Source organism: Halomonas sp. BC04, assembly GCF_000568385.1.
Genome location: NZ_AZQX01000177.1, coordinates 34,147 through 59,625, shown reverse-complemented (window position 1 = coordinate 59,625; position 25,479 = coordinate 34,147). Strand labels below are relative to the sequence as shown.

The window sequence follows — 25,479 nt, the reverse complement described above, 5'->3', positions numbered from 1 at the left end:
TCCATCACCAGGGCCTCCCGACCGCCCCTGCTGAGTCAGATCCGCCACCTCCCCCCAGCGCTTGAGCTGTGTGCAGTGTACTCGCCACGAGGAGACTTCTCGGTCGCCTGAAACTTTGATTGATTATCCATTGCTTTCACTCCTGCACCCATCACCGAATTGAGAAGACCCAACGCTTCCGTTGCTACCATTACAGCTATTCCATGTAACAGGAATACAGCCATTCCCCGCTTCGCGATATCAGCCAGAAGTGCGGTTCATCGCTTGCTTTTTTTCATACTATTGATATGGCTCAGTCTTTACACCAGAAATTTCATGCCCTTGACCGGGGCCGGCACCGCATGCCCGCCCCCTTCGAACGAGCTCCATATGCTGCAGATTGGCCATACAGTCAATCTAGCCCGACTATTCCTTCGCTCTTTACATCTACCTGCTTCGCCGCCGGCCGAGCGCGTCGGAACTGGATCATGGGGCAGTCGGGCAGCTCCCGCTCACCGGTCCATTCGCCGAGAAACGCCAGCAGGTTGGGCCCGAGCGGCTCCCGGGGCAGCCCCCAGACCTCGTCATAGAGTGAATCGACGAAGTGCAAGCCACAGGCCGGGGCCGTGACATCCCCCAGGGTTCGGTCCTTCAGCGCCAACAACTCAGCCAGGTAATCGTCGCCACGCTCGCCGCGCCCCACGGTGACAAGGGCGCCGGCGATATTGCGGATCATGTGATGGAGAAAGGCATTGCCCTGGATGTCGACCACCACAAAGGGTCCATGTCGGTGTACTTCGATGAAATGCACCTTGCGCCAGGGCGTCCTGGACTGACAGCCTGCCGCCCGGAAGCTGGAGAAATCATGCTCGCCCACCAATGTTTGAGCCGCGCGATGCATCGCCTCGGCGTCCAGCGGGTCGCGGCACCAGGTGACATTGGCTCTCTCGAGTACCGGCCGACTCGGCTGGTTGAGGATGATGTAGCGGTACCGCCGGGCCAGTGCCTTGAAGCGCGCATGGAAGTCATCCGGGACTTCGTGCACCCATCGCACGGCAATGTCCCGCGGCAGGTTGGCGTTCACGCCGAATACCCACGCCTTCTGCGAACGCGGCACGGGGGGGTCGAAGTGGACGATCTGGCGGGTGGCATGTACGCCGGAGTCGGTACGCCCGCTGGAGTGCACCTTGATCGGCTGGCTGGCGACCTTCGCCAGCGCCCTCTCCAGTTCGGCCTGCACCGAAGGAGCGTTCTTCAGGCGCTGCCAGCCGCAGTAGGCGCTACCATCGTATTCCACCCCCAGGGCCAGGCGACCGCTGAGGGGGTTGCGTTCATCGAGACGTCGAAAGAGGGTCATTCAGCCATCAGAGTCGATAGTGGGTGATCAGTTCCTTGGCCTGGGCCTGAAGCCTGGGGTCGTCGGCGCTATCCCGCAGGCGCTGAAGCAAGGCGTAGGCCCGCTCCGTTGCGCCGACGTTAAGCAGTCGCCGTGCCTCATCCAGCTCGTCGAACCCGGCCAAGGTATCGCTAGCACCCTCATTATCCCGGTCCAGCGGCGGAAAGGCCACCTCCTCCACTTCCCACTCTTCCTCTTCCATCCTTGGCGACTCGCCCAGGGGCACCGCGCCCAGAGGTGCAGCCTCTTCCCGCGCACCGTCGGCGGGTGCTTCGGTCTCCTTACCTATGCCTGACCCGGTGGTGGGAAAATCGATGCTGGGCTGCATCGGCGTTTCCTCGCGACGCCCCGGCTCAGGGTCGAGGATGGGTGGCTGGTAGTCGATCATGTCCCACGCAATCGTTGAGCTTGCACCGGCATGGCCACTGTCGGCTGAAGGCATGTCGGTCGCCTTCTTATCTGCCCTATTTGATGGAGGAGCCGGCTCAGGCTCACCGACCTGTGCCTCCCTGTCCTCGCCATCCGAAGGCACCACAGTTTCGAAAAGCGGCGCCTGCGTCTCGATGTTCCCGCTTTCATCGACCTCGCCGCACTCTTCGACATCACCGCGCTCCCCGGCTTCGTCGCCCTGCGGGTCGAGCAGTGAATCGAACGTCTGTGGTGGCAACTCTCCGGCGGCCGCAAATGCGGCTGGTGCCTTGTCCCGGCCCTTGTCGTCGTCGGACGCCGCCGCACGATGAGCAGCCATGAGTCGACTGGCTTCTGCCACCAAGGCGGGATCGTCCCCCTCGGCAAGACGCTCGGCCTCGCGTTCCGCCGATGTCCAGTCCCCCTGCTCCACATGCACCGTGAGTAGCTTCAGCCGCAGGTCATCCCGCTCGGGCTCACGGTCAAGCCCAGCCAGGAGGCTCTCCCTGGCCTGGTCGTAGCGGCCATAGGCCATGAAGATGTCCGCCTCGCTGATCGCCTCGGCTTGCGGCATCGGTGCCGGCCTGTGGACAGTCGACTCGGCACTGGCGACGGACATACCCGCCACGCTCGGTGGCGTCGTGAAAGAGGCCGTCGACGGCGCGCCCATGGGCTCAGCCGGCGCTCCATAGGTCACGCTTGGCATGCTGGCAAAGCTCTGTGTCGCTGCCGTTTCGCGATAGCGACGACGGCGAATCAGCAACCATAGGCCAAGCAGGGCTGCCAGACCCGCCCCACCCAGCATCAGCTGGCGGTCCATCCCGTCCTGGTAGACCGCCCCCCACCAGGTGTATCCGACTCGATCACCTCCCCGCCCGGAGGCACCATGCCACCCCCGCCGGGGCCGTCCACGCCCTGACCGCCGGCGACCAGGGCGGCCAACTGGTCACGCATTGCATCGACCTCGCTGCGCAGGTCACCCAGCTCCAGCTGCAATGCATCACGTTCTGCCTGAACCGCCACGAGGCACTCTGACTCTCCAGCCAGCGACGCTCCAGGCTGGCCAGGCGTTGCGCTTCATCCTGGGGAATGAGCGCATCGGCATCGAGCCATGCCAATACCTCGGGGTCGATCCTCGACTCGACACCAGCCTGGACGGCCTCGTCCTGGGTAAGGGTACCGGCAGCCTCGCCGCCAGCTTCGTCGTCGGCAGATGCCACCTGGCTCGCTGCGGCCTCGGCAGCCAGGTCAGCATCGCTGAGCAGGGTCAGGCGAGGCTCTGCGGTCTCTCCAACAGCCGCCGCCACGTCACTGGAAAGCCCTGCGCCCTCGGCAGGAGACTCGGTCTCGTCTCCGGTGTCGGCAAGCTCGGCTGACTCGGTAGATACGGCTTCGGCAATGGCAACCTCGGACGTTCCCAAGGGTACCCTTGCAGGAGCACCGCTGCCGCGACTGGCCCATGCCTGGTTCATGGCCTGCACCACATCGCCGGCCTGCTGGGAAGAGCGGGCCGCGATGGCGTCACGGATGGCACGATCAGGGCATGCCCCGCCCGCATGGCGTTGATGTTGCCGGAGGGGAAGATATCCGGATTGGCCTCGACCAGCGCCACCATCATCTGGTCCATGCTGATACCGCTATCGGGCCGCAGCCGGCCGGCGACGGCCCAGAGCGTATCGCCACTGCTCACCCAGGCCGGATCGCCGGACTGCACGTCTCGCGACTGAGCCAGGGAGGCCCGGGACGGCCGCCTCCCGAACGGGGTCAGTGGCGGAGCGCGCAGTCGTGGCGGCCGGTGGCGCGGGCGATAGCCCGACCAGTACTGGCAACTGGTCGTAATCCGGCGGGTCAAGCAGCAGGGTGACCTCACGCAACTGCCTCCCTCCTGGCCACTCGAAGCTCAGCATCAAGTCCAGCCAGGGTTCGCGCACGGCACGCTCAGTAATGAGATCCACCACCAGTTGCCCTTCGCGCACCTGCACGGCAGCCCGCACGCTGGCGGCCAACGGCGAGCGGGTCAGCCCGGCGGCTTCGAACTCACGGGGTTCGGCCACCGACACCCTCAACAGCTCCGGTTCCAGCCCGGAAGTGTCGGTCAACGGAATGGTGGCACGCAATGGCGCATTGAGCGGAGAGTTCACCGCGGCCTCCCCGACCCCAAGTGCCAGCGCCTGAAGGCTTGAGGCCGACAGCGATAGCAGCATGGCAATTGTCAGCTTGCGTCTCATAGGTTCCCTTGCGTTGCCGTCGTCACCGACATGCAGCGGTTCGTTTGATGTTTTCCCGGGCAATGACCAAGCCAGTACGAAATTTGTATCACATTCTCTTCAGTCTTTGTCTGACCGAGCGCATTCGTGCCCGCTCTTGCGCCCAGTTTCCGCCACGGTCATCCAGCCAAACGAAAACGGGGCGCCTCCCTAAAGAAGCGCCCCGCCATCGCTATTCCAAGCGCTGGATCACTGTTCGCGCAGAATCTTCAACATGCGCTTGAGTGGTTCGGCAGCTCCCCACAGTAGCTGATCGCCGGCAGTGAAGGCGGAGAGGTACTCCCCCCCCATCTGCATCTTGCGCAGGCGGCCCACCGGAACGGTCAAGGTGCCGGTGACAGCCGCCGGCGTCAGCCCGGCGATGGTGGCTTCCTTGTCGTTGGGGATCACCTTGACCCAGTCGTTGTGTCTGGCCAGGCGATCCTCAATCTCATCTATCGGCACATCTTTCTTCAACTTGATGGTGAAAGCCTGGCTATGGGAGCGCATGGCACCGATACGCACGCAGAGACCATCGATGGGGATCGGGTTGTCCTGAAGGCCGAGGATCTTGTTGGTCTCCACGGTGCCCTTCCACTCCTCCTTGCTCTGGCCGTTGTCGCGCTTGACGTCGATCCACGGCAACAGGCTGCCGGCCAGGGGGGCAGTGAAGTTATCGGTGGGGAAATCACCGTTGCGCATGGCTGCCGTGACCTTGCGGTCGATATCCAGGATGGCACTGGACGGATCGTTCAGCTCATCGGCCACGCTGTCGCGCAGCGCACCCATCTGCAGGAGCAACTCGCGCATGTGCTTGGCACCGGAGCCGGAAGCGGCCTGATAGGTCATGGAGGTCATCCACTCGATCAGGTCGGCCTCGAACAGGCCGCCCAGGCTCATCAGCATCAGGCTGACGGTACAGTTGCCGCCGACGAAGGTCCTGGCACCGCGGGATAGCTGATCATCGATCACCTTGCGGTTGACCGGATCCAGGATGATGGTCGCCTCGTCCTCCATGCGCAGGGTGCTGGCGGCATCGATCCAATAGCCCTTCCAGCCGCCCCCGCGCAGATCGCCATAGACCTGCTTGGTGTAGTCGCCACCCTGGCAGGTGATCACGACATCCAGCGCCTTCAGCTCCTCGATGTCGGTGGCATCCTTGAGCGGAGGAACGTCCACGCCGATGTCAGGGCCGGGCTTGCCGACCTGGGAGGTGGTGAAGAAGATCGGCTCGATGCCATCGAAATCTCCATCCTCCTGCATGCGCTGCATGAGTACCGAGCCCACCATGCCACGCCAACCGACGAAACCGACTTTCAACATGTGAAGTCCTCCAGAAAAGTATGAACCGGACATTATACAGATTTCAGGCCGGCGATTTTACCCGCCCCGACAACAAGACAGGCGAGCCGGGTAGACGCTTGCCTGAAAGCAGGCTGTCTCTAATCAAGATAGCGGGCAGTTCCACGGCATTCAGTATCAAATTGCGTCAAAGGCCGCCAGCACCGCATCGCCCATTTCACTGGTAGAAACGGTACGCATGCCCTCGGAGGCAATATCAGCGGTTCTCAGGCCGTCGTCCAGCACCTTGCCCACAGCCGACTCGATACGTTCGGCCAGCACCGGCTCGTCCAGCGAGTAGCGCAGCATCATGGCCACCGAGAGGATGGTCGCCAGCGGATTGGCCACGTTCTGGCCGGCGATGTCCGGTGCACTGCCGTGACAGGGCTCGTACATGCCCTGGCCGCTCTCGTTGAGCGAAGCCGAGGGCAGCATGCCGATGGAGCCGGTCAGCATCGCCGCGGCATCGGAGAGGATGTCGCCGAACATGTTGCCGGTGACCATCACGTCGAACTGCTTGGGCGCCCGCACCAGCTGCATGGCGGCGTTGTCGACGTACATGTGCGAGAGCTCGACGTCGGGATACTCCGGCGCCAGGCGCTCCATCACCTCGCGCCAGAGGATGGTGACCTCGAGCACATTGGCCTTGTCGACACTGCACAGGCGCTTGCCGCGCTTCTGCGCCATTTCGAAGGCGACCCGACCGATGCGCTCGATCTCGCTCTCGGAATAGATATAGGTATTGAAGCCGACCCGCTCGCCATTGCGAACCTCGATGCCGCGGGGCTGGCCGAAGTAGATGCCGCCGGTCAGTTCTCGCACGATCATGATGTCGAGGCCCGCCACCAGCTCGGGCTTGAGGCTGGAGGCGGAGGCCAGCTGCGGGTAGGTGATGGCCGGGCGCAGGTTGCCGAACAGGCCGAGGTTCTTGCGCAGACCGAGCAGGCCCTTCTCGGGGCGCTTGGAGAGGTCCTCGAGCTTGTCCCACTTGGGGCCACCCACGGCACCCAGCAGGATCGCCCTGGCGGCCCTGGCCTTGTCCAGGGTCACTGCGGGCAAGGGCTCGCCGTGCTCGTCATAGGCGGCGCCGCCAACCAGACCTTCTTCCACCTCGACGTCGAGGCCCCCGGGCCTGACAGGCCGCCAGAATGCGGCTGGCCTGGGCGGTGATCTCGGGGCCGATGCCGTCGCCCGGCAGTACCAGAATCTTGCGTGTCATCATTGTTTCCTTGGTTGACTACCGCCGTCGCAAGCGGGACGCCGGGGGCAGGCCGGAGAGGAGGTCTTTTGCTGCCGCCGGATCAACCCCGTGCCTCCAGCGGATGCAGCATGAAAGAGTCAGACCTGAGCGCTATCGCGGAACAGCCACGGCCGCTCGGCGCGATGGCGCTGCTCGAAGGCGCGAATGGCATCCTCGTCCTTCAAAGTGAGGCCGATATCGTCGAGCCCCTCGAGCAGGCAGTGCTTGCGGAAGTCATCGACCTCGAACTCGAGGATCTCGCCGGAGGGAGTGATCACCCGCTGGTTCTCGAGATCCACGTCGAGGCGATAGCCTTCGCTGGCTTCCACCTCGGCGAAGAGGCGGTCGATCGTCTCCTCCGGCAGCGTGACAAGCAGCAGGCCGTTCTTGAAGGCGTTGTTGTAGAAGATGTCGGCGAAGCTCGGCGCGATCACCACGCGGAACCCGAAGTCTTCCAGGGCCCAGGGAGCGTGCTCGCGGGAGCTGCCGCAGCCGAAGTTGCGCCGCGTCAGCAAGACGCTTGCGCCTGATAGCGTGACTGGTTGAGCACGAAATCGGGGTTGAGCGGGCGCTGCGAGCAGTCCTGGCCGGGCTGCCCCTCGTCGAGATAGCGCAGCTCGTCGAACAGGTTGACGCCGAAGCCGGTACGCTTGATCGACTTGAGGAACTGCTTGGGAATGATCAGGTCGGTGTCGACGTTGGCCCGGTCCAGCGGTGCGACGAGTCCCTCGGTGCGTTCGAACTTGTTCATGGTTCAGGCCTCCTTTACCTGGGCATCGTCATTGGCGGCGAGCTGTCTAACGTCCACGAAGTGGCCGGCAATAGCGGCGGCGGCGGCCATGGCCGGGCTGACCAGATGGGTGCGCCCACCGTAGCCCTGGCGCCCCTCGAAGTTGCGGTTCGAGGTGGAGGCACAGTGCTCCCCGGCGCCGAGCTTGTCGGCGTTCATCGCCAGGCACATGGAGCAGCCCGGCTCGCGCCATTCGAAACCGGCCTCGATGAAGATCTTGTCGAGCCCCTCGGCCTCGGCCTGGCGCTTCACCAGGCCGGAGCCCGGCACCACCATGGCCAGCTGAATGGAGTCAGCGACCTTCTTGCCGCGGGCCACCTTGGCGGCCTCGCGAAGATCCTCGATCCGTGAATTGGTGCAGGAGCCGATGAAGACCTTGTCGAGCCGGATATCGGTGATCTTCTGCCGCGGGGAGAGACCCATGTATTCCAGGGCACGGGTGTAGCCGCGCTGCACGGTGTCGTCACCGGACTCGGCCGGGTCGGGCACCTCGCCGGAGATACCGGTGACCATCTCGGGGCTGGTGCCCCAGCTCACCTGGGGCTCGATCTCGGCGGCGTCCAGCGTGACTACCTGGTCGAACTCGGCGTCGGCGTCGGAAACCAGGTTGCGCCAGTCCGCCACGGCAGCTTCCCACTGCTCGCCGGATGGCGCAAAAGGCCGGTTGCCAAGGTAGTCGATGGTGGTATCGTCCACCGCAATCAGCCCGACCCGGGCGCCGGCCTCAATGGCCATGTTGCAGACGGTCATGCGCCCTTCCATTGAAAGGTCGCGAATCGCGCTGCCGGCGAATTCGATGGCACAGCCGGTGCCGCCCGCGGTGCCGATCTTGCCGATGATGGCCAGCACCACGTCCTTGGCGGTGACACCGGTGCCAAGCTTGCCCTCCACCCGCACCTGCATGTTCTTCATCTTCTGCGCCAGCAGGCACTGGGTGGCGAGCACATGCTCCACCTCGGAAGTGCCGATGCCATGGGCAAGGGCCGCAAAGGCTCCGTGGGTGGCGGTATGCGAGTCGCCACAGACCACGGTCATGCCCGGCAGAGTAGCGCCCTGCTCCGGCCCCACCACGTGGACGATGCCCTGGCGCGGATCGTTGATCTTGAACTCCTCGATGCCGAACTCGACGCAGTTGTCGTCGAGCGTCTGCACCTGGATCAGCGACACCGGATCCTTGATACCGGCGTTGCCCTCGGCACGCTCCTTGAGCGTGGTCGGCACATTGTGGTCCGGCGTGGCCAGGTTGGCGTCGAGCCGCCACGGCTTGCGCCCGGCCAGACGCAGTCCCTCGAAGGCCTGGGGCGAGGTAACTTCGTGGAGCAGCTGGCGGTCGATATAGATGAGGGCGGTGCCGTCATCGCGCTCCTTCACCAGGTGCTGCGACCACAGCTTGTCATAGAGTGTCTGGCCTGCCATGTCGTTCTCCCGGGCTCTGGGGCCCTTTGCGTGTCCGGTCGTTTATCTTGGCTCTTGCTATATAAGAGCCATCGCATCCAGGGCTCCTGAGGGGCGCCGGGGGTAGGTCGAAGAGGAGGTCATTTGCCGCCGGAAAAGCCCCGACACGCCCAACTAAGCGGTTGCGATATTGCGATGCTTTGGCTAAGTGCAGTCTTGCGCGGCTAGCCCATAAAAGCAATTCATGTTATTTATTCATTGGATTCCAAAAAGGAATAGATGACGAACAAAGGAATAAATAGCAACCGTGGATACCCAGAGCCTACAAGCCTTCCTCGCCGTGGCCGACAACGGCAGTTTCTCACGCGCCGCCGAGCAGCTGCACCTGACCCAGCCGGCGGTCTCCAAGCGTATCGCCACGCTCGAAGAGCAGATCGACGCGCGGCTGTTCGACCGCATCGGCCGCCGCGTCACGCTCACCGAAGCGGGCCGGGTGCTGCTGCCCCGCGCCCGGCAGATTCTGGTGATGGTGGATGACAGCCGCCGGGCGCTGGTCAATCTCACCGGCGATATCGCCGGTAGCCTGACATTGGCCACCAGCCACCATATCGGCCTGCACCGCCTGCCACCGCTACTGAAAGCCTACACGCGCGACCACCCCGAAGTACGCCTGGACCTGCGCTTTCTTGACTCGGAGCAGGCTTACCAGGGGGTACTGGACGGGGAACTGGAGATGGCGGTGGTAACGCTGGCGCCGCACCCGGACCCCCAGCTCGACGTCGTGCCCATCTGGGATGACCGGATGTGCTTCGTCTGCGCCCACGATCACCCGCTGGCCGGGCACGGACGGCTCTCGCTCCACGCGCTGTGTGCCTTCGATGCCGTGCTGCCGGGCCCCCTGACCTTCACCCGCACGCTGATCGAGTCGCGCTTCGCCGCCGCCGGCCTAGAGCTGCCGGTGGCGCTCTCCACCAACTATCTCGAGACACTGAAGATGATGACCGCCATTGGCCTGGGCTGGAGCCTGCTGCCGGAGCGACTGGTGGCCGGCGAACTGCACGAACTCCAGGTAGAGCATTCCGCCATTCATCGCTCCCTGGGCTATCTGGTGCACCGTAGTCGTACCCTTTCCAATGCGGCCAAGGCCATGCTGGCACTGCTGGAAGACGCGCGAGACGAGGCGAGTCGCCGAAGGTAAGGCAATATTGTTAGACTGCTCACAATAACCATTGTCTCTCCTCCGGAGCCTCGCGCCTCGTGTCCTCGCCCGATCCATCACCGATTTCATCGCGCCATGCCCTGGCCGGCATCTTGATTCTGCTTGGACTCGTGCTGCAGATACTCGGCTTTGCCGGGCTAGTACCGCTACCCCACGGCGTCGGCTACGCCCTTTGGCTGGCCACCCTGTTGCTGTGGCGGGACATTCCCTGGCGCACTCGCTGGCAGGCCGGGGCATTGACCGCCATCGGCCTGGGACTGTTGATCGCAGCACGCTGGCACTACGGGGCCCAGGTAGCCTGGCCCAGCATCACCAGCGGCAACACCTATGTGGTCGCGATGCTGGTGGGGGTCAGCTTCATCGGCCTGATCGGCAACCGCAGCGGTTCGAAACGACCGCTGGGCCGGGCGGTTACCGGGAGGCGCGGCACCGCGGGGACCTGGCTCGGCGTCCATCTTCTCGGCACCATTCTCAATCTATCGACCGTATTCATGATCGGGGACCGGCTGGCACGGCGCGCCCCGCTGACCACGCCCCAACTGCTGGCACTGAATCGCGGACTGTCCAGCGCCGCACTGTGGTCGCCCTTCTTCGCCTCCATGGGCGTGGTGATGACCCTGGCGCCGGGCATGGAGTATTCGCGTATTCTCGCCATCGGCCTGCCCCTGGCCCTGCTCAGCGGCGCATTTACCACGCTGGAGCTGTCCCGCCGATTCGACCTGGCCGAGGTCGCAGGCTTTTCGCTCTCGCCACGCAGTCTGCTGATGCCGGCTGCCATGGCAGCCCTGGTGATGCTGTTTCATTTCAAGCTGACACCCGGGCTCGGCATCGTCAGCATCATCACCTTCCTGCTGCCGGCGGTGGCACTGGCCAGCAATCTGCCTGCCGGCCCTCGGTGGACCCTTTACCGCGTTCGTCAGCACACCCTGATGCGGCTACCGGCGATGCGTGGCGAGATAGCCCTGTTTCTGTCGGCCGGCCTGTTGACCCTGGGCCTATCCACCCTGGTGGCGGCAGCCACGGGCAGCGAATGGACGCTGTTCGACGCTTTGGTGCCATCCAGGCCATGGTCAGTTTTCTGGCGATCGTGGCAAGTGCCGTCCTGGGGTTGCACCCCATCATCGGGGTCTCGGTGCTTGCCTCGACCCTTAGCCTGGGCGGCCAGGAGCAGACCCTGTTCGCCTTCACCGCGCTTGCCTCCTGGGCGGTGGGCACCTCGGTGGGGCCGCTGTCAGGCATCAATCTGTCGCTGCAGGGCCGCTATGGTGTCAGCGGCTACCGCATGATGCGTCACAATCTGGTCTATGCCCTGGCACTCAGCGCCCTGGTGCTGGTGGCCATCCTGGTGCTCGACACCTGGCTATAATGGCCGCTCAGGCTTGCAGGCCGAGCCGGCATGCAGCAGCCCGACCAGGCAGGAAAGGGCTTACTGCGAGACGCGATAGAAGTAACGATGCCCACACTGGTGACAAGGCTCGATGCGCGTCACACCTTCCAGGTCGACCACAGCGTCGCAGTGAACACAGGCCATGCGCCCGGGGACGGCCATCTCACCCTCGCAGTAGTCGGCGCGGGCCGCCTCCAGGTCCTCCTCGAAGCGCAACCGCTCGACCTTGCTACGATCGGCGATGGAGAGCAGCGCCTCCGCCACTCGCCGCGAGAGCTGGTCGAGGTCAATGCCCAGCCATGTAGCGACGCTATGGCCACCGGCATGCAGGTAGCGACGCATGTCGACCAGGTCACGCTCGACCCAGGCCCGCAGCAGGGCGAGCTCGTCCTTGGTGAATTCCTCGAGTTCGGCCTCGAACTCAACGGCATCATCGAGCTCCTGCTGCAAATTCTCCCAGGTCAGCTCCTTGGCGCCATCACGCAGCCTGTCCAGCATGCGCTCGTAGCCTTCGCGCAGCCGGTGATCGCGATGGGGGTCCGGGCGTTCAGTCATGTCATTCTCCTCGAAGCGTCTCGCAGGGAGGTCCGGGCATGGCCGGTCCTGCCCTAGTGGGGTATCCTTGGTTACCATTTAGACGACATCTCGCCGTCAGTTCAACGTTTTATCGCCCAGATGCGATCGATGCCTGACGCCGGACAAGACTCCGCCGACCCGCACCGTGCCTCGTCACGGTGCCCGACATTCAAGGTAAGCGCGAAAACCGATGGACGCACAGTACAAGCCCTTTGAGATCGAACGCGACGCCCAGCAGTTCTGGGACGAGAACCAGTGCTTCAAGGCGGTAGAAGATGCCAGCCGCGAGAAGTTCTACTGCCTGTCGATGTTCCCCTACCCCAGCGGCAAGCTGCACATGGGGCACGTGCGCAACTACACCATCGGTGACGTGGTTTCCCGCTATCAGCGCATGCAGGGCAAGAACGTGATGCAGCCCATGGGCTGGGACGCCTTCGGCATGCCGGCCGAGAATGCGGCGATCCAGAACCGGGTGCCGCCGGCCAAGTGGACCTACGACAACATCGACTACATGCGCAATCAGCTGAAGGCGCTGGGCTTCGCCTATGACTGGAGCCGGGAATTCGCCACCTGCGATACCGACTATTATCGCTGGGAGCAGTGGTTCTTCACCAAGCTGGTGGAGAAGGGGCTGGTCTACAAGAAGATGTCCACCGTCAACTGGGATCCGGTGGACCAGACCGTGCTGGCCAACGAGCAGGTCATCGAGGGGCGTGGCTGGCGCTCCGGCGCCTGGTGGAGCGCAAGGAGATCCCGCTGTGGTTCCTCAAGATTACCGACTACGCCGATGAGCTGCTGGCCGATCTCGACAATATCGAGTGGCCCGAGCAGGTCAAGACAATGCAGCGCAACTGGATCGGCAAGTCCCGAGGGGTCGAACTCAGCTTTGATATCAAAGCGGCAAACGGCAGCACCACCGAGCCGCTCTCGGTCTACACCACCCGTCCCGATACCCTGATGGGCGTGACCTACGTGGCGGTGGCGGCAGGCCACCCGCTGGCCAAGGCGGCTGCCAAGGAGAATGCCGAGCTGGCGGTCTTCTGCGACGAATGCGCCCGCGGCGGCACTTCCGAGGCCGAACTGGCCACCATGGAGAAGAAGGGCATGCCCACCGGGCACTGGGCCGTACAACCTCTTACCGGTCGAGAGGTGCCTGTCTATGTGGCCAACTTCGTGCTGATGGAGTATGGCACCGGTGCGGTCATGGCAGTGCCGGGCCACGACCAGCGCGACTGGGAATTCGCCACCAAGTATGGCCTGCCCATCGAGGCGGTGATCGCCGACGAGAATGGCCAGGCGCCGGACCTCGCCGAGGGCGCCCGGGAAGAGTACGGGACGGTGATCAACTCCGGTGAGTTCGACGGCCTCGACTTCACGCAGGCCTTCGACGCCATCGCCGCCAAGCTCGAGTCAGTCGGCCGCGGCGAGGTGAAGACCAACTATCGCCTGCGCGACTGGGGCGTGGCCCGGCAGCGCTACTGGGGGGCGCCGATCCCGGTCAAGTACGGCCCCGAGGGCCAGACTGTGCCGCTCTCCGACGAGGAGCTGCCCGTGGCCCTGCCCATGGAAATCACCGTCGATGCCAGCGGTTCGCCGCTGAAAAGGATGCCCGAGTTCTCGGACCTGGGCGACGGCTGGGTGCGCGAGACCGACACCTTCGACACATTCATGGAATCCTCCTGGTACTTCGCGCGCTTCTGCTGTGCCGACAACCATGAGGCCATGCTCGACGAACGAGCCGACTACTGGCTGCCGGTAGACCTGTACATTGGTGGGATCGAGCACGCCATCCTCCACCTGCTCTATGCACGCTTTTTCACCAAGCTGATGCGCGACCTGGGCCTGGTGAAGGTGGACGAGCCCTTCCAGCGCCTGCTCACCCAGGGCATGGTGATCGCCGAAACCTTTTATCGCTCGACCCCCAACGGCGGCAAGGAGTGGTTCAACCCCGCCGACGTCGAGGTGAAGCGCGACGACAAGGGCCGCCCGATCAGTGCGGTCCTGGTCGAAGACGGCCAGCCGGTGGAGATGGGCGGCATCGAGAAGATGTCGAAGTCGAAGAACAACGGCGTCGACCCCCAGTCGATGATCGATCGCTTCGGTGCCGACACCGTGCGCCTGTTCATGATGTTCGCCGCCCCGCCGGAGCAGTCGCTGGAGTGGTCCGACGCTGGCGTGGAGGGCGCGCACCGCTTTCTCAAGCGCTTGTGGCGCCTGGTCAACGACCACCTGGCCACCGGCGAGCCGGGCGACCTCGACGTGGCCGCCCTGAGCGAGCCCCAACGCGAACTGCGTCGCAAGACCCATGAGACCATCAAGAAGGCCAGCGACGACATCGGCCGTCGCACCACCTTCAATACGGCCATTGCCGCGGTCATGGAGCTGTCCAATGCATTGGGCCGCTTCCAGGCCGACCGAGACGCTGCCTGCCCCCAGAACCGGGCCGTGGCACGTGAAGCGATCGAGGCTTGCGTTCTGCTGCTCTCCCCGATCACGCCCCACGCCTGCCATGCCCTGTGGCACAGCCTGGGCCATGACGAGCCAGCCATCGACGCTCGCTGGCCACAGCTGGATGAATCAGCCTGGCACGCGACACCCTCGAGCTGGTAGTGCAGGTCAACGGCAAGCTGCGGGCACGTATCGAGTCACCGGCGGATGCCGACAAGGCCGCCATCGAGTCCCAAGCACTCTCTGCCGAAAACGTGCAGCGTCACATCGAAGGAAAGACGGTCCGCAAGGTGATCGTGGTACCCGGCAAGCTGGTCAATATTGTAGTGGCGTAATGCCTAAAGGAGTCGATCCATGCAGCGACGCACCTTCCTGGGGCTATTGCTGAGCGGTAGCGCTAGTCTCGGCCTCGCAGGCTGCGGTTATCGCCTGCGCGGTCTCGACTCGCCCGGCCCGGCTCTCAGCGAGCTCGCCATCGCCGGTAGCGACAGCGATTTTGCCGAAATGGTGCGGGATAGGCTGGAGTCCAGCGATACCCACGTGCACGCTCAGGCACCACTGGTGTTGAACCTGGGAGCCGAGGCGTTCCGCGAGCGCCCCCTTGGCACCCAGGGAACGGGGCCCGCGAGCTGGAAATGGAACTCCGGGTGCCTTCTCGGTTCAACGACGCTCCGACGGTGCCTATCGGCTGCCTCAGCAGCAGCTCGAGGTCGTCACCCGCTTCACGGTCAGCGATGACAACCTTCTGGCTCAGGAGGGTCTCCGCGAGGAGGCCCGGCAGGAACTGCGGCACGATGCCACCCGCCGTCTCCTGGACCGGCTGCGTGCACTGGAGTGACGAATAGACGATGAAGGTCTTTGCCGACAAGCTTGCCGATGCGCTGGCCAAGAAGCTTCCCCCCGTGGTCATCGTCGCCGGTGAGGAGCCACTGCAGCACATGGAGGCCTGCGATGCCGTCCGGGCGGCCGCACGCGATCGCGGCGTAGAAGAGCGCGACATCCTCCATGTGGAAGCCAACTTCGCCTGGGGCAGGCTACGTGAAACCGCCGCCAGCATGTCGCTGTTCGCCTCCAGCAAGCTGATCGAACTGAGACTCGGCTCGAGCAGCCTGGGCCAGGAAGGGGCCAAGGCGCTCAAGGAGCATGCCGGAGACCTCCAGAGCAGCGATGACGTGCTGCTGATCTCCATGGGCAAGCTCGACTATCGCCAGCAGAAGAGCGCCTGGTTTCAGGCGCTCGACAAGGTCGGACTGTTCGTGCCGGTATGGCCGGTGGATCCCTCCCGTCTGGGGTACTGGCTGCGGGATCGCGCCGAGCGACACCAGTTGACGCTCGACCTGGATGCCGCTCGTCTGCTGGGGGAGCGAACCGAAGGCAACCTGCTGGCCGCCGACCAGGAGCTGCAGAAACTTTCCCTGCTGCTGCCCAAGGGAGCCCGTGTCGGTCCGGCCCAGATCGCCGGCGGTGTCGAAAACAGCGCCCGATATGACGTCTTCACACTGATGGATGCCTGCCTGAAGGGGGAGCGCGAACGGGTCTCGCGCATCATGCGCGGGCTGCGTGGCGAAGGCATCGAGTCGCCTATCGTGCTCTGGGCGCTGACCCGAGAGCTGCGCACCCTGCTCTCGCTACATCAGCACCTGGACCAGGGACAGAGCTTCGAGCATGCCTGCAAGGCGCAGAAACCCGCCATCTTCGACAAGCGTCGACCAGCCTATCAGCAGGCCATCGCTCGACTACCCCTGAAGCGGCTGCATAAGTTGCTGCTGCTGGCTCAGCGCCTGGACCTGGCGATCAAGGGTGCCAGCCCACTGCCGCTGTGGGACGGCCTTCACGACCTGGCCCTGACCCTGGCCGGCGGCCGCGGCCTGCTCGCGGAACTACCCTCCTCATACCGGGTGGGTTAACACTCCTGATACATAGCGTTTACTCTGCATCATACAATCGGCTTGGAATCCTGCCATTATCCCGCTGAACACTGTCAACTGGGAGCCATACGCATGAGCCGATTCTTACCCCCGACACTGTCGCAGGTCGCCATCGCGACCTGTGCATGCGTGCTGCTCGCCATGACGGCAGCACATGCGACTGCAGCCAGCCCCAGTGCGCTTGCCCCGTCACAGGATGAAACACCCATTCTCACGCTTCATAGCGACGGCGAGCGCCGGCCAGTCAGCCGGGCCGAAATCGAGTCATCACCACTCCATGAGGTGACACTGCAACATTTCGAAGGCCCACAGGGGAGCTTCGCCGGTGTCTGGCTGGATAGTTTTCTCGATGCCCAGGATCTTGACGACGCTGCCACGCTACGGCTTATCGCCCACGACGACTATACCGTCTTCATCACCCCCCAGGACCGGAAGGAGAGACGCTACCTGCTCGCCACACGCCTTGATGGCGCCACCCTGACGCTCATGGAGTTCGGCCCCACCATGTTGATCGTACCCGCCGATGCCGAGGCCGTTGAAGCCGGCACGGCGAGCATGACCCACTGGATCTGGTCGATTCGAGACATCCAGGCCCAATGAGCCAACGCCAACACCGCACCCTGAGCTGGCAGATGGCTTCGGGGTTCACCCTGCTGGCAGGTGTCTGTGCCTTGGCGATAGGGCTCTACGTGATCAATGCGCGCCAGCACGTGGGGGCCAACTACGCGGCACTGGTAGCCGATGTAGTGCGGGCCCAGCAACACCCTGTCTTGCTTCGCCACACGCTGGACCGACTGCAGTCACCGACACCGCAGATACATGAAGAGCGCCTCGAGAACTTGCTGTGGCGCATACCCCAGCATATCGACGGCGTCACCTATGGGCTGGAAAGAAGCCAACTTGATCCGGGCGACTATGCCGCGGCGCTCGACAGGCTGCGTCGTGTAGAAGAGCAGATCCCAGAGCTGCAGCGCCACGTCGATGACGTGCTGGCCGGAGTCGCCCCGGATGGGCTAACGCGTCTCGGTTACGTGATCGAGAACGAGCTGTCATGGGCCTATAGCGAGCTCAACGAACTCATCCACGTCGCAGCCGCCGAGCAGCGCTTGACCATGGAACGGCTCACCTGGGCAATCGGTGCCCTGGTCGTGCTGGTGTTGATGGTAGTCGGCGGGCTCATGCTCGCTCTTCTACGCCTGCACAGGGAACGAGAAGCCGTGAAGCGCCTCAGCCTGGCCGACGAGCTGACCGGACTTGGCAACCGGCGCTATCTTCTGGAAGTCGCGGGTCGTCTTCACGAGCAGAGCCTGCGCAACGACCAGCCGCTGAGCATGGCGCTACTCGATCTCGATCTCTTCAAAGAGCTCAATGACAGCCTGGGGCATCCAGCCGGTGATAGAGTGCTGAAGGCCTTTGCCAACGCCTTGCAGGAAGAGGTACGCCAGGCCGATATCGTGGCACGGATCGGGGGCGAGGAGTTTTGCATCCTGATGCCTGACACATCGGCAGAAGGGGCTTTTGAACTCGCTGAACGGATTCGACACCATATCGCTGAGCTCACCGAGCCGACACTCGGCGCGCCGACGACACTCACTGTCAGCCTGGGGCTGGCTACGGGAGAGGGGCAGGGTTCACACTTCGACTCGCTCTACTCACGTGCCGACAAGGCGCTCTACAAAGCCAAGGCCGATGGGCGAAATTGCACCCGGGTCGCCTGAACGCTGCCATTTACATGTTGCAAGGGCATGAAATATCACGGCCTTTCTGCTTATACTAGGAAGACATCGTTGGAGTACAGGACGCATCCAGCTCGCCACGACGGCGATATGGATCATTCAAGAGCCGGAAGCCCAAACCAAAAAGAAGGAAGATCGTCATGAAAAGACTCTACCGCTATCTCAGCCCGCTACTGATCCTCGCCATGCTGCTGGGGAGTGTTTCCGTCGCCGCTGCCGCCCCCGTGCCTGCCAGTGACCTGGTGACCACCCAGGCCGCCCTGAGCGCCGAGCAGCCCGATGCCGATCGCGAGCGGATCCATGAGATACTTTCTCGGGCCGACGTCCAGGAGCAGCTCATTGCCCAGGGTGTGGACCTTGACGAGGTGGAAGCGCGAGTGGCCGCCCTCTCCGATGAAGAGGCGCGTCAAATGGCCGAGCAGCTCGAGCAGTTGCCGGCGGGCGCCAGTGTCGTGGGTGCCCTGCTGTTCGTCTTCGTCGTCCTGCTGGTCACCGACATCCTCGGTCTGACCAACGTCTTCCCCTTCACACGTTGACAGGAATCGTCATGACAGCCCGCCGACTCCGGCAGCTCCTGAACGCCCGCTTTGCGGGCGTTCTGCTGTCGGCCCTCTCGATGATGCTCGCTGGCTGCGCCACCACACCGCAGCTGGCCGATGCCACGGAAGCGTCCCTGCCCATGCGGGCCGAGATCGCAGGCGTGCCCTTCCATGCCCAGCGGGAGTACCAGTGCGGGCCTGCCTCGCTGGCCATGGTGCTCAACAGCCAGGGTGTCGATGTGACGGTGGACACCCTGATACCACAGGTCTTCATCCCGGACCGGGAGGGCAGCGTCCAGCCGGAAATGCTGGCAACCACTCGTCGCCATGGCCTCATCCCCTACGTGCTGAACAATACCTTCGATGCGCTGCTCACCGAGATCGCGGCAGGCCATCCGGTAGTGGTGATGCAAAATCTGTCACTCCCGGCCTGGCCCATGTGGCATTACGCCGTGGCCATCGGCTACGATCTTGAGGCCAGGGAGATGATCCTGCATAGCGGCGAGGAGGCCGAGCGCATCGAGTCCTTCAGGCGCTTCGACGCCACCTGGGCGCGCAGCGACCGCTGGGCTTTCGTCGCACTGCCACCGGGACGGCTGCCGGAGGCGATCGGCGAGTTTCGTGCGCTCGATTCGATCGCCTCCTACGAACAGGTACAGGGGCCGCAGGCGGCGCTACCCGCCTGGGAAGCCTGGTCAGCCGCTTCCCGACGTCCGCATGGGGCACTTCGCACTGGGCAATACACGCCATGGGCTTGGTGACCGGGACGGCGCCATCGAGGCTTTCCGCGACGCCGTGCGTCATGATGATAAACTCGCCGTGGCCTGGCTCAACCTGGGGCTGTCGCTGCAGAATCGAGGTGACGGCGATGACGCCCACCACGCCCTATCGAGAGCGGCGGAGATTCCCGGCCAGTGGCAGACAACGGCCCAAGAGGCATTGCAGGCGCACTAGGATGTGCTAGATCGTCATTCGCAACAGGAAGAGACGGATCATGAGCTACGAGATTGTCCTCAAGCGCATCTACAGCCCGGCCGAGGCAGGGGATGGTGCCAGGGTACTGGTAGATCGCCTCTGGCCTCGCGGCAAGCGCCGCGAGGGCCTGGCCCTGACGGAGTGGTATCGTGATGCATCGCCCTCTACGCTACTCAGGCGCCAGTACCACCAGGGCGAGATCAGCGAGGCTGTCTTCGCTGCACGCTACCGGGGCGAGTTGCGTGATGATCCAGACTGCCTGACGCCCCTGATGCGCCATGCCCGGCGCGGGCGACTGACCCTGCTCTCGGCAGCCCGGCACCTCGACGACTCCCACTTGCCTCTACTGCGGGATGCGCTGCTGCAGGCACTGCACGACGAAGATGCTGCCGACCTCGAACCAAGCTCACCGCCCTGTTTTGGGCATCAACTGAATGAGGAATAGAGACTCTTAGGCTGGTGTGCAGTAACCGTTCGCTTACCGCGCCAGCTGCCAAGCCGACTTGAGGGATTGGCCCCAAAGGGGTCAAATCGTTGATGAGTAGCCATTGGCATTGAGCTGCTGCCAGCGCCAGGTGTCACGCAACATGTCATCCAGGCTACGACGCGCATGCCAGCCAAGCGCCTGCTGGGCCTTGGCGGGGTCGGCCCAGAAGGCAGGCAGATCACCGGAACGTCGAGGAGCAATCGTGTAAGGCACGGGCACCCCATTCACGGCAACAAAACGTGCAACCATCTGCAGCACCGAGACGGCGTTGCCAGTACCCAGGTTGTAGCACTGCACGCCAGCGCGGCCCAGGTGCTCCAGAGCCCTGACATGCCCCTCCGCCAGATCCATCACGTGCAGGTAGTCGCGCTCACAGGTGCCGTCAGCGGTGGGATAGTCATTGCCAAAGATCGACAGTGCTTCGCGGCGCCCGGCGGCGACCTGGGCGATAAAGGGCATCAGGTTGTTGGGGATACCCTGAGGGTCTTCACCGATCTGGCCGCTCTCATGGGCGCCTATCGGGTTAAAATAGCGTAGCAGCGCCACGGACCAGCTGCTCTTCGCGCGGCACAGATCTTCCAGTATCTGCTCCACCATCGCCTTGGAGGCACCATAAGGCTGCTGGCACTCCCTCTAGACAAGTCTTCTCGGTAGGGAACCGGCGCCTCGGCACCATAGACAGTGGCCGATGAACTGAACACCAGCCGATGGACACCCGACGACTGCATGGCTTGGCACAGGTTCAGCGTGCCGGCCACATTGTTCTCGTAATAGGTAAGTGGCTTCTGCACGCTCTCCCCAACGGCCTTCAGGCCGGCAAAGTGAATCACGGCCGTGATGTCCCACTCAGCGAACAGCGTATCGAGACGGGCCCGGTCGCGAACATCCCCCTCCACAAAGGCCAGTTCGCACCCCGTCAGCCGTTCCACTCGCCGGAGCGATTCCCGAGAAGCGTTGCAGAGGTTATCCAGCACCACCACCTCATACTCGGCTTCGAGCAGCGTCAACACCGTATGGGAACCGATATAACCAGCCCCGCCGGTCACCAGAATCGTCACGGTACGGAACTCCTTCCCTTCCAGTGAGGGGTTTATACCCCGTAGAACTCGCGATACCACCTGACGAAGTTAGCCACGCCCTCCTCCACCTTGATCTGCGGGCGGTAGCCGGTGACTGCGAATAGCGCCTCGGTATCCGCCCAGGTGCGCGGCACATCGCCGGGCTGCATGGGCTGATAGTCGCATATCGCCTCGCGACCCGTGGCGCCTTCGATGGCGTGGATAAAGTCCATCAACGCCACAGGGCTGCCGTGGCCGATATTGTAGAGCGCATAGGGCGAGCTACTGCTGTCGGGGGTGGCAGTATCGCCACCCGGTGGCGGTACCACGTCGAGGATACGCAGGATCCCCTCGACGATGTCGTCTATATAGGTGAAATCCCGCCACATGTCGCCGTGGTTGAACACCGGGATCGGCTCGCCGGCGAGCAGCGCCCGGGTGAACATGAACAGTGCCATGTCCGGCCGGCCCCAGGGGCCATAGACGGTAAAGAAGCGCAGCCCCGTGGTGGGTAAGCCGTACAGGTGAGAGTAGGTGTGCGACATCAGCTCGTTGGCCTTCTTGGTGGCCGCATAGAGGCTGACGGGATGATCCACAGCGTCACCGGTGGCAAACGGCATCTTGTCGTTCATGCCATACACCGAGCTGGACGAGGCATAGACGAGGTGCTGGATGTCGTGATGGCGACAGCCCTCCAGTACATTGAGGTGCCCGATCAGATTGGCATTGGCATAGGCGTGGGGATTCTCCAGCGAATAGCGCACCCCGGCCTGGGCTGCCAGGTGAATCACCCGCTCGAAGCCGTGTTCGGCGAATAACACCGCCATGCCCTCGCGGTCAGCCAGGTCCAGTCGCTCAAAGCGCACATCCGAGCAGTCAGCCAGGTCATTCAGGCGCGCCTGCTTAAGCGCCACATCGTAGTAGTCGTTGAGGTTGTCGATACCGACAATCTCGTGACCCTGCCCGCTGAGCCGACGCGCGACGGCGTGGCCGATAAAGCCGGCCAGGCCGGTGATCAATAGTTTCATTCGATAAGTTCCCTTATAAATTCATCGTGACGCAGGAGATTCCCCGCCGCCCTTGTGCCTGCCTACACTATGGTCCTGTCGGCAAGGTCCTCGAATTTCATGGGTGTTACTTACCCGGTGGCTACTTTTTCCTTGTAGTTTGTTCCCTGTAGCTTGCCCCTGCCGTTTAAAGCCTGGCCGCCCAGGCGGCGGCGGCCTCGGTCAGCAGGCGGTGGACGTGGGCGAAGGCTTCCGGACTCTTGCGATAGGGATCGGGGATCTCTTCGCCTTGCCCACCCGGCTTGCCCAACCAGCGGCCGAAAAGCATGGTCTTGCCAAGAGCGGGGGGAGACAACTCACTGACAGCGCGGCGCTGGCCTTCGCTCATGACCAGGATCAGGTCGGCGGCCTGAACCATCTCGGCGGTAAGCTGGCGAGCCTGGTGGTCGCTGACGTTGAGTCCGTCGGCTTCGGCCAGGCGCGCGGCATTGGGGGCCACACCGTGGCCGATCAGCGCCCCCAGCCCGGCGGATTCAATGCGCTTGTCAGGAAGGCGATGCTTGAGCAACACCTCACCCACCGGACTGCGGCAGATATTTCCGGTGCATACCACCAGTATGTGCTGGAACATTGCAGCCTCTTTACTCTCACCTAACAGGTTAGTACTACAACCATTACTATAGTAGTAGCCTTTTATGAGCTTTCATCCCAGCAGCAGGGCATGGGCCTTCGCCGCCAACCTGTACTTGAATTTAGCCTAATTCAGCACCACGCCTCTTCCCATTCTTTCTTATTACCTTACAACATCAGTCCGGTAATGCTTGCTGGTTACTCCCCGCCTCACCCGCATTGAACCACTTGCCATGCTTCATTCACCGTAGATAACTATGTTATCAATTGTTATTAGATCACAAAATTCAAGTGGGTCCGTTGCTAATTTTCTTTTACACTCATATGTACATTTTCTTACAAGTAGCTTACAAACCTTCTTCTTCCGCATAATGCTTTGCAAAAATCCGTGTACTTTCTTATGAATTAAAACTCAAAATGGACTGACCTTATGCCGAAGAAATTTCACGCTAGACTTCATGTATCTTCCCTCATAATTCTGTTGGAAAATTTGTAAGGCTTGTAAAGTTATCCAGCATAATAACATTGATAACCACTCCCCAGTGGCAGCCGAATCAGGGCATATGCTGCTGCACAACTCGAAAGAAAATTGGGAGAATCTACGCCTACTAAAGGGAACGTGATATGCGATTGATGCTTAGGCACTTGTTTCGCCTGCCTAGAAGGTACAAGCGCATCATCCTGCTGCTGACCGATGTAGCACTTCTGTCAGCTAGCCTGCTGGTGGCGATAATGGTGAAGCAGGATAGCTGGCTTCTGCACTTCGAGCCTGTCGTTTGGCAGGTACTGCTGGTCACGCTGACTCTCAGCCTGCTGCTCTTTATTCGCCTGGGCTTCTACCGCGCGGTGATTCGTTACATGAGTCCCCGGGCGCTGCAGACCATTCTTTTCGGCGTCACAGCATCTGCCTTGATCATGGGCACTACGGGCTATCTGATCGGGCTGGCCGCCCCCCTCACCCTAACCGTGATCTATGGCATGATGGCGCTGCTCTCCGTCGGGGGAATCCGCTTCTTTCTGCGTAGTCTCTATCAGCGGAGCTTGGTGCGCGACAAGGCCCGCGTGGCGATATATGGGGCCGGTGCTTGCGGTTCACGGCTCATCGCCTCACTGCGACAGAGCAGCGAGTTTGCTCCCTTCGCCTTTGTCGACGACTGGCGCGGGATGCAAGGCACCTATTTCGAGGGACTCAAGGTTCATGCGCCCTCTGAGTTGCCCAAGCTGATCGCCGATTATGGCATCGAGCGGATCCTGCTGGCGATTCCCAGTACCACGCATACACGACGCCGCGAGATTTTGAGATCACTGGAATCCCATGGCCTGCCCGTGCAAATCGTGCCGAGTATGGATGATGTGGTCAACGGGCACGCTCACCTGGACGACATCCGCGATGTCTCCCTGGAAGACCTGCTCGGGCGCGATCCCGTGCCCCCTTGCCCGGAGCTATTGAACGCCAATATCCGCGACAAGGTCGTGCTGGTGACCGGAGCCGGCGGCTCGATCGGCTCGGAGCTGTGCCGCCAGATTCTGGCGCTGAAGCCTCGCAAGCTGCTGCTAATGGATGTCTGCGAACACTCACTATATCGCATAGAACAAGAGCTGTTACATATCCAGGCAGGGGGGGTGACCACGCGGATCAAGCCCCTGCTGGGTTCAGTACAACATCAGCAGCGTCTCGAAACCCTACTGCATACGTTTCACGTCCAGACCATCTACCATACCGCCGCCTACAAGCATGTGCCAATGGTGGAATACAACGTACTGGAAGGCGTCCGCAACAATATCTTTGGCACCCTGGCCACTGCTCAGGCCGCCATCGCCGCCCGAGTGGAGACCTTCGTCCTGATCTCCACCGACAAGGCAGTTCGCCCGACCAACATCATGGGCACTACGAAGCGTCTGGCCGAACTGATCTGTCAGGCGCTTTCGATGAACCAGCGTGACACCCGTTTTTGCATGGTGCGCTTTGGCAATGTGCTGGGCTCATCCGGCTCGGTAGTGCCGCTGTTTCGTCGTCAGATCGCCAGTGGCGGACCTCTGACCGTCACCCACCCTGACATTACACGCTACTTCATGACCATTCCCGAAGCAGCCCAGCTGGTACTGCAGGCTGGCGCCATGGGCCAGGGTGGGGATGTCTTCGTGCTCGACATGGGCAGCCCAGTGAAGATCGCCGAGCTGGCCAGGGAAATGGTGCGGCTGTCGGGCCTGGAAGTGAAGGATGACGACAACCCAGATGGGGATATCGAGATCCATTTCACTGGCTGCGCCCCGGTGAAAAGCTCTATGAGGAGCTGCTGGTGGGGGAGAATGTCTCCCTGACCCAGCATCCTCGGATCCTCTCTGCCCGAGAAACCTTATGGGAGTGGCCTCGCCTGGAAGACTTGCTGCAGCGCCTGCGAGTCGCCACCAAGACAGGCGATCTACAGCGCATTCAACAACTGCTGCTAGAGGCCCCCGCCGCCTACCACCCCCAGGGGCCCATTGTCGACCTGGCCTGGAACGAGCTTGGCAAGCGTCCTGTACTGCTGCCCGACTGCCCCACCCAGGACAACTTGGAGTCGCAGCCATCCCGTAAGGTTGAGGAGCTGCTCAAGGCAGCCACCGCAGCATCACTCTTCAAGGGCCCTCCCTGCTAACACCGGTGAGGATGGATGATCATGGAGACGAGGCACAGCGACATGCGACCGAACC

At 62.7% G+C, this 25,479-nt stretch carries 21 protein-coding genes and 5 pseudogenes; 13 read left to right on the top strand and 13 right to left on the bottom strand.

Annotated elements, in window-relative coordinates; genetic code table 11:
• Positions 1-391: 391 nt before the first annotated feature.
• From truA to leuC, 9 genes and pseudogenes are all read right to left on the bottom strand, one after another.
• Positions 392-1,336, bottom strand: a complete 945-nt coding sequence (gene truA, locus Q427_RS12705; protein WP_043514373.1) for a tRNA pseudouridine(38-40) synthase TruA — start codon at positions 1,334-1,336, stop codon at positions 392-394.
• A 7-nt stretch (positions 1,337-1,343) separates the two neighbouring features.
• The gene (locus Q427_RS12700) at positions 1,344-2,603 is read right to left on the bottom strand and encodes a type IV pilus assembly protein FimV (protein ID WP_043514371.1); all 1,260 of its coding nucleotides are present in this window, start codon (positions 2,601-2,603) and stop codon (positions 1,344-1,346) included.
• A 43-nt stretch (positions 2,604-2,646) separates the two neighbouring features.
• The gene (locus tag Q427_RS12695; RefSeq protein WP_043514369.1) at positions 2,647-3,255 is read right to left on the bottom strand and encodes a hypothetical protein; all 609 of its coding nucleotides are present in this window, start codon (positions 3,253-3,255) and stop codon (positions 2,647-2,649) included.
• Positions 3,252-3,410: a hypothetical protein gene (locus tag Q427_RS32255; RefSeq protein WP_231613672.1), complete on the bottom strand. Its 159-nt coding sequence runs from the start codon at positions 3,408-3,410 to the stop codon at positions 3,252-3,254. The genes Q427_RS12695 and Q427_RS32255 overlap by 4 nt, the downstream gene beginning before the upstream one ends.
• A gap of 10 nt (positions 3,411-3,420) precedes the next feature.
• The gene (locus Q427_RS32250; protein ID WP_051496337.1) at positions 3,421-4,011 is read right to left on the bottom strand and encodes a type IV pilus assembly protein FimV; all 591 of its coding nucleotides are present in this window, start codon (positions 4,009-4,011) and stop codon (positions 3,421-3,423) included.
• 228 nt (positions 4,012-4,239) lie between these two features.
• Positions 4,240-5,352 carry an aspartate-semialdehyde dehydrogenase gene (asd, locus tag Q427_RS12685; RefSeq protein ID WP_043514366.1) on the bottom strand — a complete coding sequence of 371 codons (1,113 nt, stop codon included), beginning with the start codon at positions 5,350-5,352 and terminating at the stop codon, positions 4,240-4,242.
• Between the two features lie 156 nt (positions 5,353-5,508).
• Positions 5,509-6,589 (bottom strand): annotated as a pseudogene (leuB, locus tag Q427_RS12680) (3-isopropylmalate dehydrogenase).
• A gap of 119 nt (positions 6,590-6,708) precedes the next feature.
• Positions 6,709-7,361 (bottom strand): annotated as a pseudogene (leuD, locus tag Q427_RS12675) (3-isopropylmalate dehydratase small subunit).
• 3 nt (positions 7,362-7,364) lie between these two features.
• Positions 7,365-8,816: a 3-isopropylmalate dehydratase large subunit gene (leuC, locus tag Q427_RS12670; RefSeq protein ID WP_043514363.1), complete on the bottom strand. Its 1,452-nt coding sequence runs from the start codon at positions 8,814-8,816 to the stop codon at positions 7,365-7,367.
• Between the two features lie 286 nt (positions 8,817-9,102).
• Here leuC and Q427_RS12665 point away from each other — a divergent pair, with 286 nt between their 5' ends.
• Positions 9,103-9,993: a LysR family transcriptional regulator gene (locus Q427_RS12665; RefSeq protein ID WP_043514361.1), complete on the top strand. Its 891-nt coding sequence runs from the start codon at positions 9,103-9,105 to the stop codon at positions 9,991-9,993.
• An 83-nt stretch (positions 9,994-10,076) separates the two neighbouring features.
• Positions 10,077-11,380 (top strand): annotated as a pseudogene (locus Q427_RS12660) (hypothetical protein).
• Positions 11,381-11,440: 60 nt separating this feature from the next.
• Here Q427_RS12660 and Q427_RS12655 read toward each other — a convergent pair.
• Complete coding sequence (locus Q427_RS12655) at positions 11,441-11,956, bottom strand: zinc ribbon-containing protein (RefSeq protein ID WP_043514358.1); 516 nt, start codon at positions 11,954-11,956, stop codon at positions 11,441-11,443.
• 211 nt (positions 11,957-12,167) lie between these two features.
• On the opposite strand from Q427_RS12655, the pseudogene leuS reads away from it, so the two are divergent.
• The 9 genes and pseudogenes from leuS to Q427_RS12615 all read left to right on the top strand — a co-directional run bounded on the left by leuS (position 12,168) and on the right by Q427_RS12615 (position 20,048).
• A pseudogene (gene leuS / locus Q427_RS12650) lies at positions 12,168-14,760 on the top strand (leucine--tRNA ligase).
• A 19-nt stretch (positions 14,761-14,779) separates the two neighbouring features.
• Positions 14,780-15,163 (top strand): LPS-assembly lipoprotein LptE, encoded by a 384-nt coding sequence (locus Q427_RS12645; RefSeq protein ID WP_231613671.1) that lies wholly within the window; start codon positions 14,780-14,782, stop codon positions 15,161-15,163.
• A 110-nt stretch (positions 15,164-15,273) separates the two neighbouring features.
• On the top strand, positions 15,274-16,332 hold the full coding sequence (gene holA, locus Q427_RS12640) for a DNA polymerase III subunit delta (protein ID WP_043514354.1): 1,059 nt from the start codon (positions 15,274-15,276) through the stop codon (positions 16,330-16,332).
• A gap of 93 nt (positions 16,333-16,425) precedes the next feature.
• On the top strand, positions 16,426-16,953 hold the full coding sequence (locus tag Q427_RS12635; protein ID WP_043514352.1) for a hypothetical protein: 528 nt from the start codon (positions 16,426-16,428) through the stop codon (positions 16,951-16,953).
• The gene (locus Q427_RS28860; RefSeq protein WP_051496336.1) at positions 16,950-18,071 is read left to right on the top strand and encodes a GGDEF domain-containing protein; all 1,122 of its coding nucleotides are present in this window, start codon (positions 16,950-16,952) and stop codon (positions 18,069-18,071) included. The genes Q427_RS12635 and Q427_RS28860 overlap by 4 nt, the downstream gene beginning before the upstream one ends.
• Before the next feature lie 158 nt (positions 18,072-18,229).
• A complete protein-coding gene (locus Q427_RS12625; RefSeq protein WP_043514350.1) occupies positions 18,230-18,625 on the top strand; it encodes a PA2779 family protein in 396 nt (131 codons plus the stop codon).
• 11 nt (positions 18,626-18,636) lie between these two features.
• Positions 18,637-19,389 (top strand): PA2778 family cysteine peptidase, encoded by a 753-nt coding sequence (locus tag Q427_RS12620; RefSeq protein ID WP_331280629.1) that lies wholly within the window; start codon positions 18,637-18,639, stop codon positions 19,387-19,389.
• Positions 19,346-19,582, top strand: coding sequence for a hypothetical protein (locus tag Q427_RS36280; protein ID WP_331280628.1), 237 nt, complete (start codon positions 19,346-19,348; stop codon positions 19,580-19,582). The genes Q427_RS12620 and Q427_RS36280 overlap by 44 nt, the downstream gene beginning before the upstream one ends.
• A gap of 40 nt (positions 19,583-19,622) precedes the next feature.
• Entirely contained in the window at positions 19,623-20,048 is a 426-nt protein-coding gene (locus Q427_RS12615; RefSeq protein WP_043514348.1) for a DUF488 domain-containing protein, read from the top strand.
• Positions 20,049-20,129: 81 nt separating this feature from the next.
• Here Q427_RS12615 and galE read toward each other — a convergent pair.
• The 3 genes and pseudogenes from galE to Q427_RS12600 all read right to left on the bottom strand — a co-directional run bounded on the left by galE (position 20,130) and on the right by Q427_RS12600 (position 22,786).
• Positions 20,130-21,148 (bottom strand): annotated as a pseudogene (galE, locus tag Q427_RS12610) (UDP-glucose 4-epimerase GalE).
• A gap of 32 nt (positions 21,149-21,180) precedes the next feature.
• Complete coding sequence (locus Q427_RS12605; protein ID WP_043514345.1) at positions 21,181-22,176, bottom strand: NAD-dependent epimerase; 996 nt, start codon at positions 22,174-22,176, stop codon at positions 21,181-21,183.
• Between the two features lie 166 nt (positions 22,177-22,342).
• Positions 22,343-22,786, bottom strand: coding sequence for a low molecular weight protein-tyrosine-phosphatase (locus Q427_RS12600; RefSeq protein ID WP_043514342.1), 444 nt, complete (start codon positions 22,784-22,786; stop codon positions 22,343-22,345).
• 623 nt (positions 22,787-23,409) lie between these two features.
• Between Q427_RS12600 and Q427_RS12595 the strand changes: the two genes are divergently transcribed.
• Both Q427_RS12595 and Q427_RS34015 read left to right on the top strand, forming a co-directional pair.
• On the top strand, positions 23,410-25,107 hold the full coding sequence (locus Q427_RS12595) for a polysaccharide biosynthesis protein (protein ID WP_231613670.1): 1,698 nt from the start codon (positions 23,410-23,412) through the stop codon (positions 25,105-25,107).
• On the top strand, positions 25,086-25,424 hold the full coding sequence (locus Q427_RS34015; protein ID WP_231613669.1) for a hypothetical protein: 339 nt from the start codon (positions 25,086-25,088) through the stop codon (positions 25,422-25,424). The genes Q427_RS12595 and Q427_RS34015 overlap by 22 nt, the downstream gene beginning before the upstream one ends.
• The last annotated feature ends 55 nt before the right edge of the window (positions 25,425-25,479 follow it).

Excerpts from the sequence above, each read along its gene's own strand:
- Q427_RS12655 (WP_043514358.1), bottom strand. The coding sequence starts at position 11,956 with ATGACTGAACGCCCGGACCCCCATCGCGATCACCGGCTGCGCGAAGGC.
- Q427_RS12600 (WP_043514342.1), bottom strand. The coding sequence starts at position 22,786 with ATGTTCCAGCACATACTGGTGGTATGCACCGGAAATATCTGCCGCAGT.
- asd (WP_043514366.1), bottom strand. The coding sequence starts at position 5,352 with ATGTTGAAAGTCGGTTTCGTCGGTTGGCGTGGCATGGTGGGCTCGGTA.
- Q427_RS12605 (WP_043514345.1), bottom strand. The coding sequence starts at position 22,176 with ATGAAACTATTGATCACCGGCCTGGCCGGCTTTATCGGCCACGCCGTC.
- truA (WP_043514373.1), bottom strand. The coding sequence starts at position 1,336 with ATGACCCTCTTTCGACGTCTCGATGAACGCAACCCCCTCAGCGGTCGC.
- Q427_RS36280 (WP_331280628.1), top strand. The coding sequence starts at position 19,346 with ATGGGGCACTTCGCACTGGGCAATACACGCCATGGGCTTGGTGACCGG.
- Q427_RS32250 (WP_051496337.1), bottom strand. The coding sequence starts at position 4,011 with ATGAGACGCAAGCTGACAATTGCCATGCTGCTATCGCTGTCGGCCTCA.
- Q427_RS12595 (WP_231613670.1), top strand. The coding sequence starts at position 23,410 with ATGCGATTGATGCTTAGGCACTTGTTTCGCCTGCCTAGAAGGTACAAG.
- Q427_RS28860 (WP_051496336.1), top strand. The coding sequence starts at position 16,950 with ATGAGCCAACGCCAACACCGCACCCTGAGCTGGCAGATGGCTTCGGGG.
- Q427_RS12635 (WP_043514352.1), top strand. The coding sequence starts at position 16,426 with ATGAGCCGATTCTTACCCCCGACACTGTCGCAGGTCGCCATCGCGACC.
- leuC (WP_043514363.1), bottom strand. The coding sequence starts at position 8,816 with ATGGCAGGCCAGACACTCTATGACAAGCTGTGGTCGCAGCACCTGGTG.
- holA (WP_043514354.1), top strand. The coding sequence starts at position 15,274 with ATGAAGGTCTTTGCCGACAAGCTTGCCGATGCGCTGGCCAAGAAGCTT.
- Q427_RS12625 (WP_043514350.1), top strand. The coding sequence starts at position 18,230 with ATGAAAAGACTCTACCGCTATCTCAGCCCGCTACTGATCCTCGCCATG.
- Q427_RS12700 (WP_043514371.1), bottom strand. The coding sequence starts at position 2,603 with ATGGACCGCCAGCTGATGCTGGGTGGGGCGGGTCTGGCAGCCCTGCTT.
- Q427_RS32255 (WP_231613672.1), bottom strand. The coding sequence starts at position 3,410 with ATGGACCAGATGATGGTGGCGCTGGTCGAGGCCAATCCGGATATCTTC.
- Q427_RS12695 (WP_043514369.1), bottom strand. The coding sequence starts at position 3,255 with ATGAACCAGGCATGGGCCAGTCGCGGCAGCGGTGCTCCTGCAAGGGTA.
- Q427_RS12645 (WP_231613671.1), top strand. The coding sequence starts at position 14,780 with ATGCAGCGACGCACCTTCCTGGGGCTATTGCTGAGCGGTAGCGCTAGT.
- Q427_RS12615 (WP_043514348.1), top strand. The coding sequence starts at position 19,623 with ATGAGCTACGAGATTGTCCTCAAGCGCATCTACAGCCCGGCCGAGGCA.
- Q427_RS12620 (WP_331280629.1), top strand. The coding sequence starts at position 18,637 with ATGACAGCCCGCCGACTCCGGCAGCTCCTGAACGCCCGCTTTGCGGGC.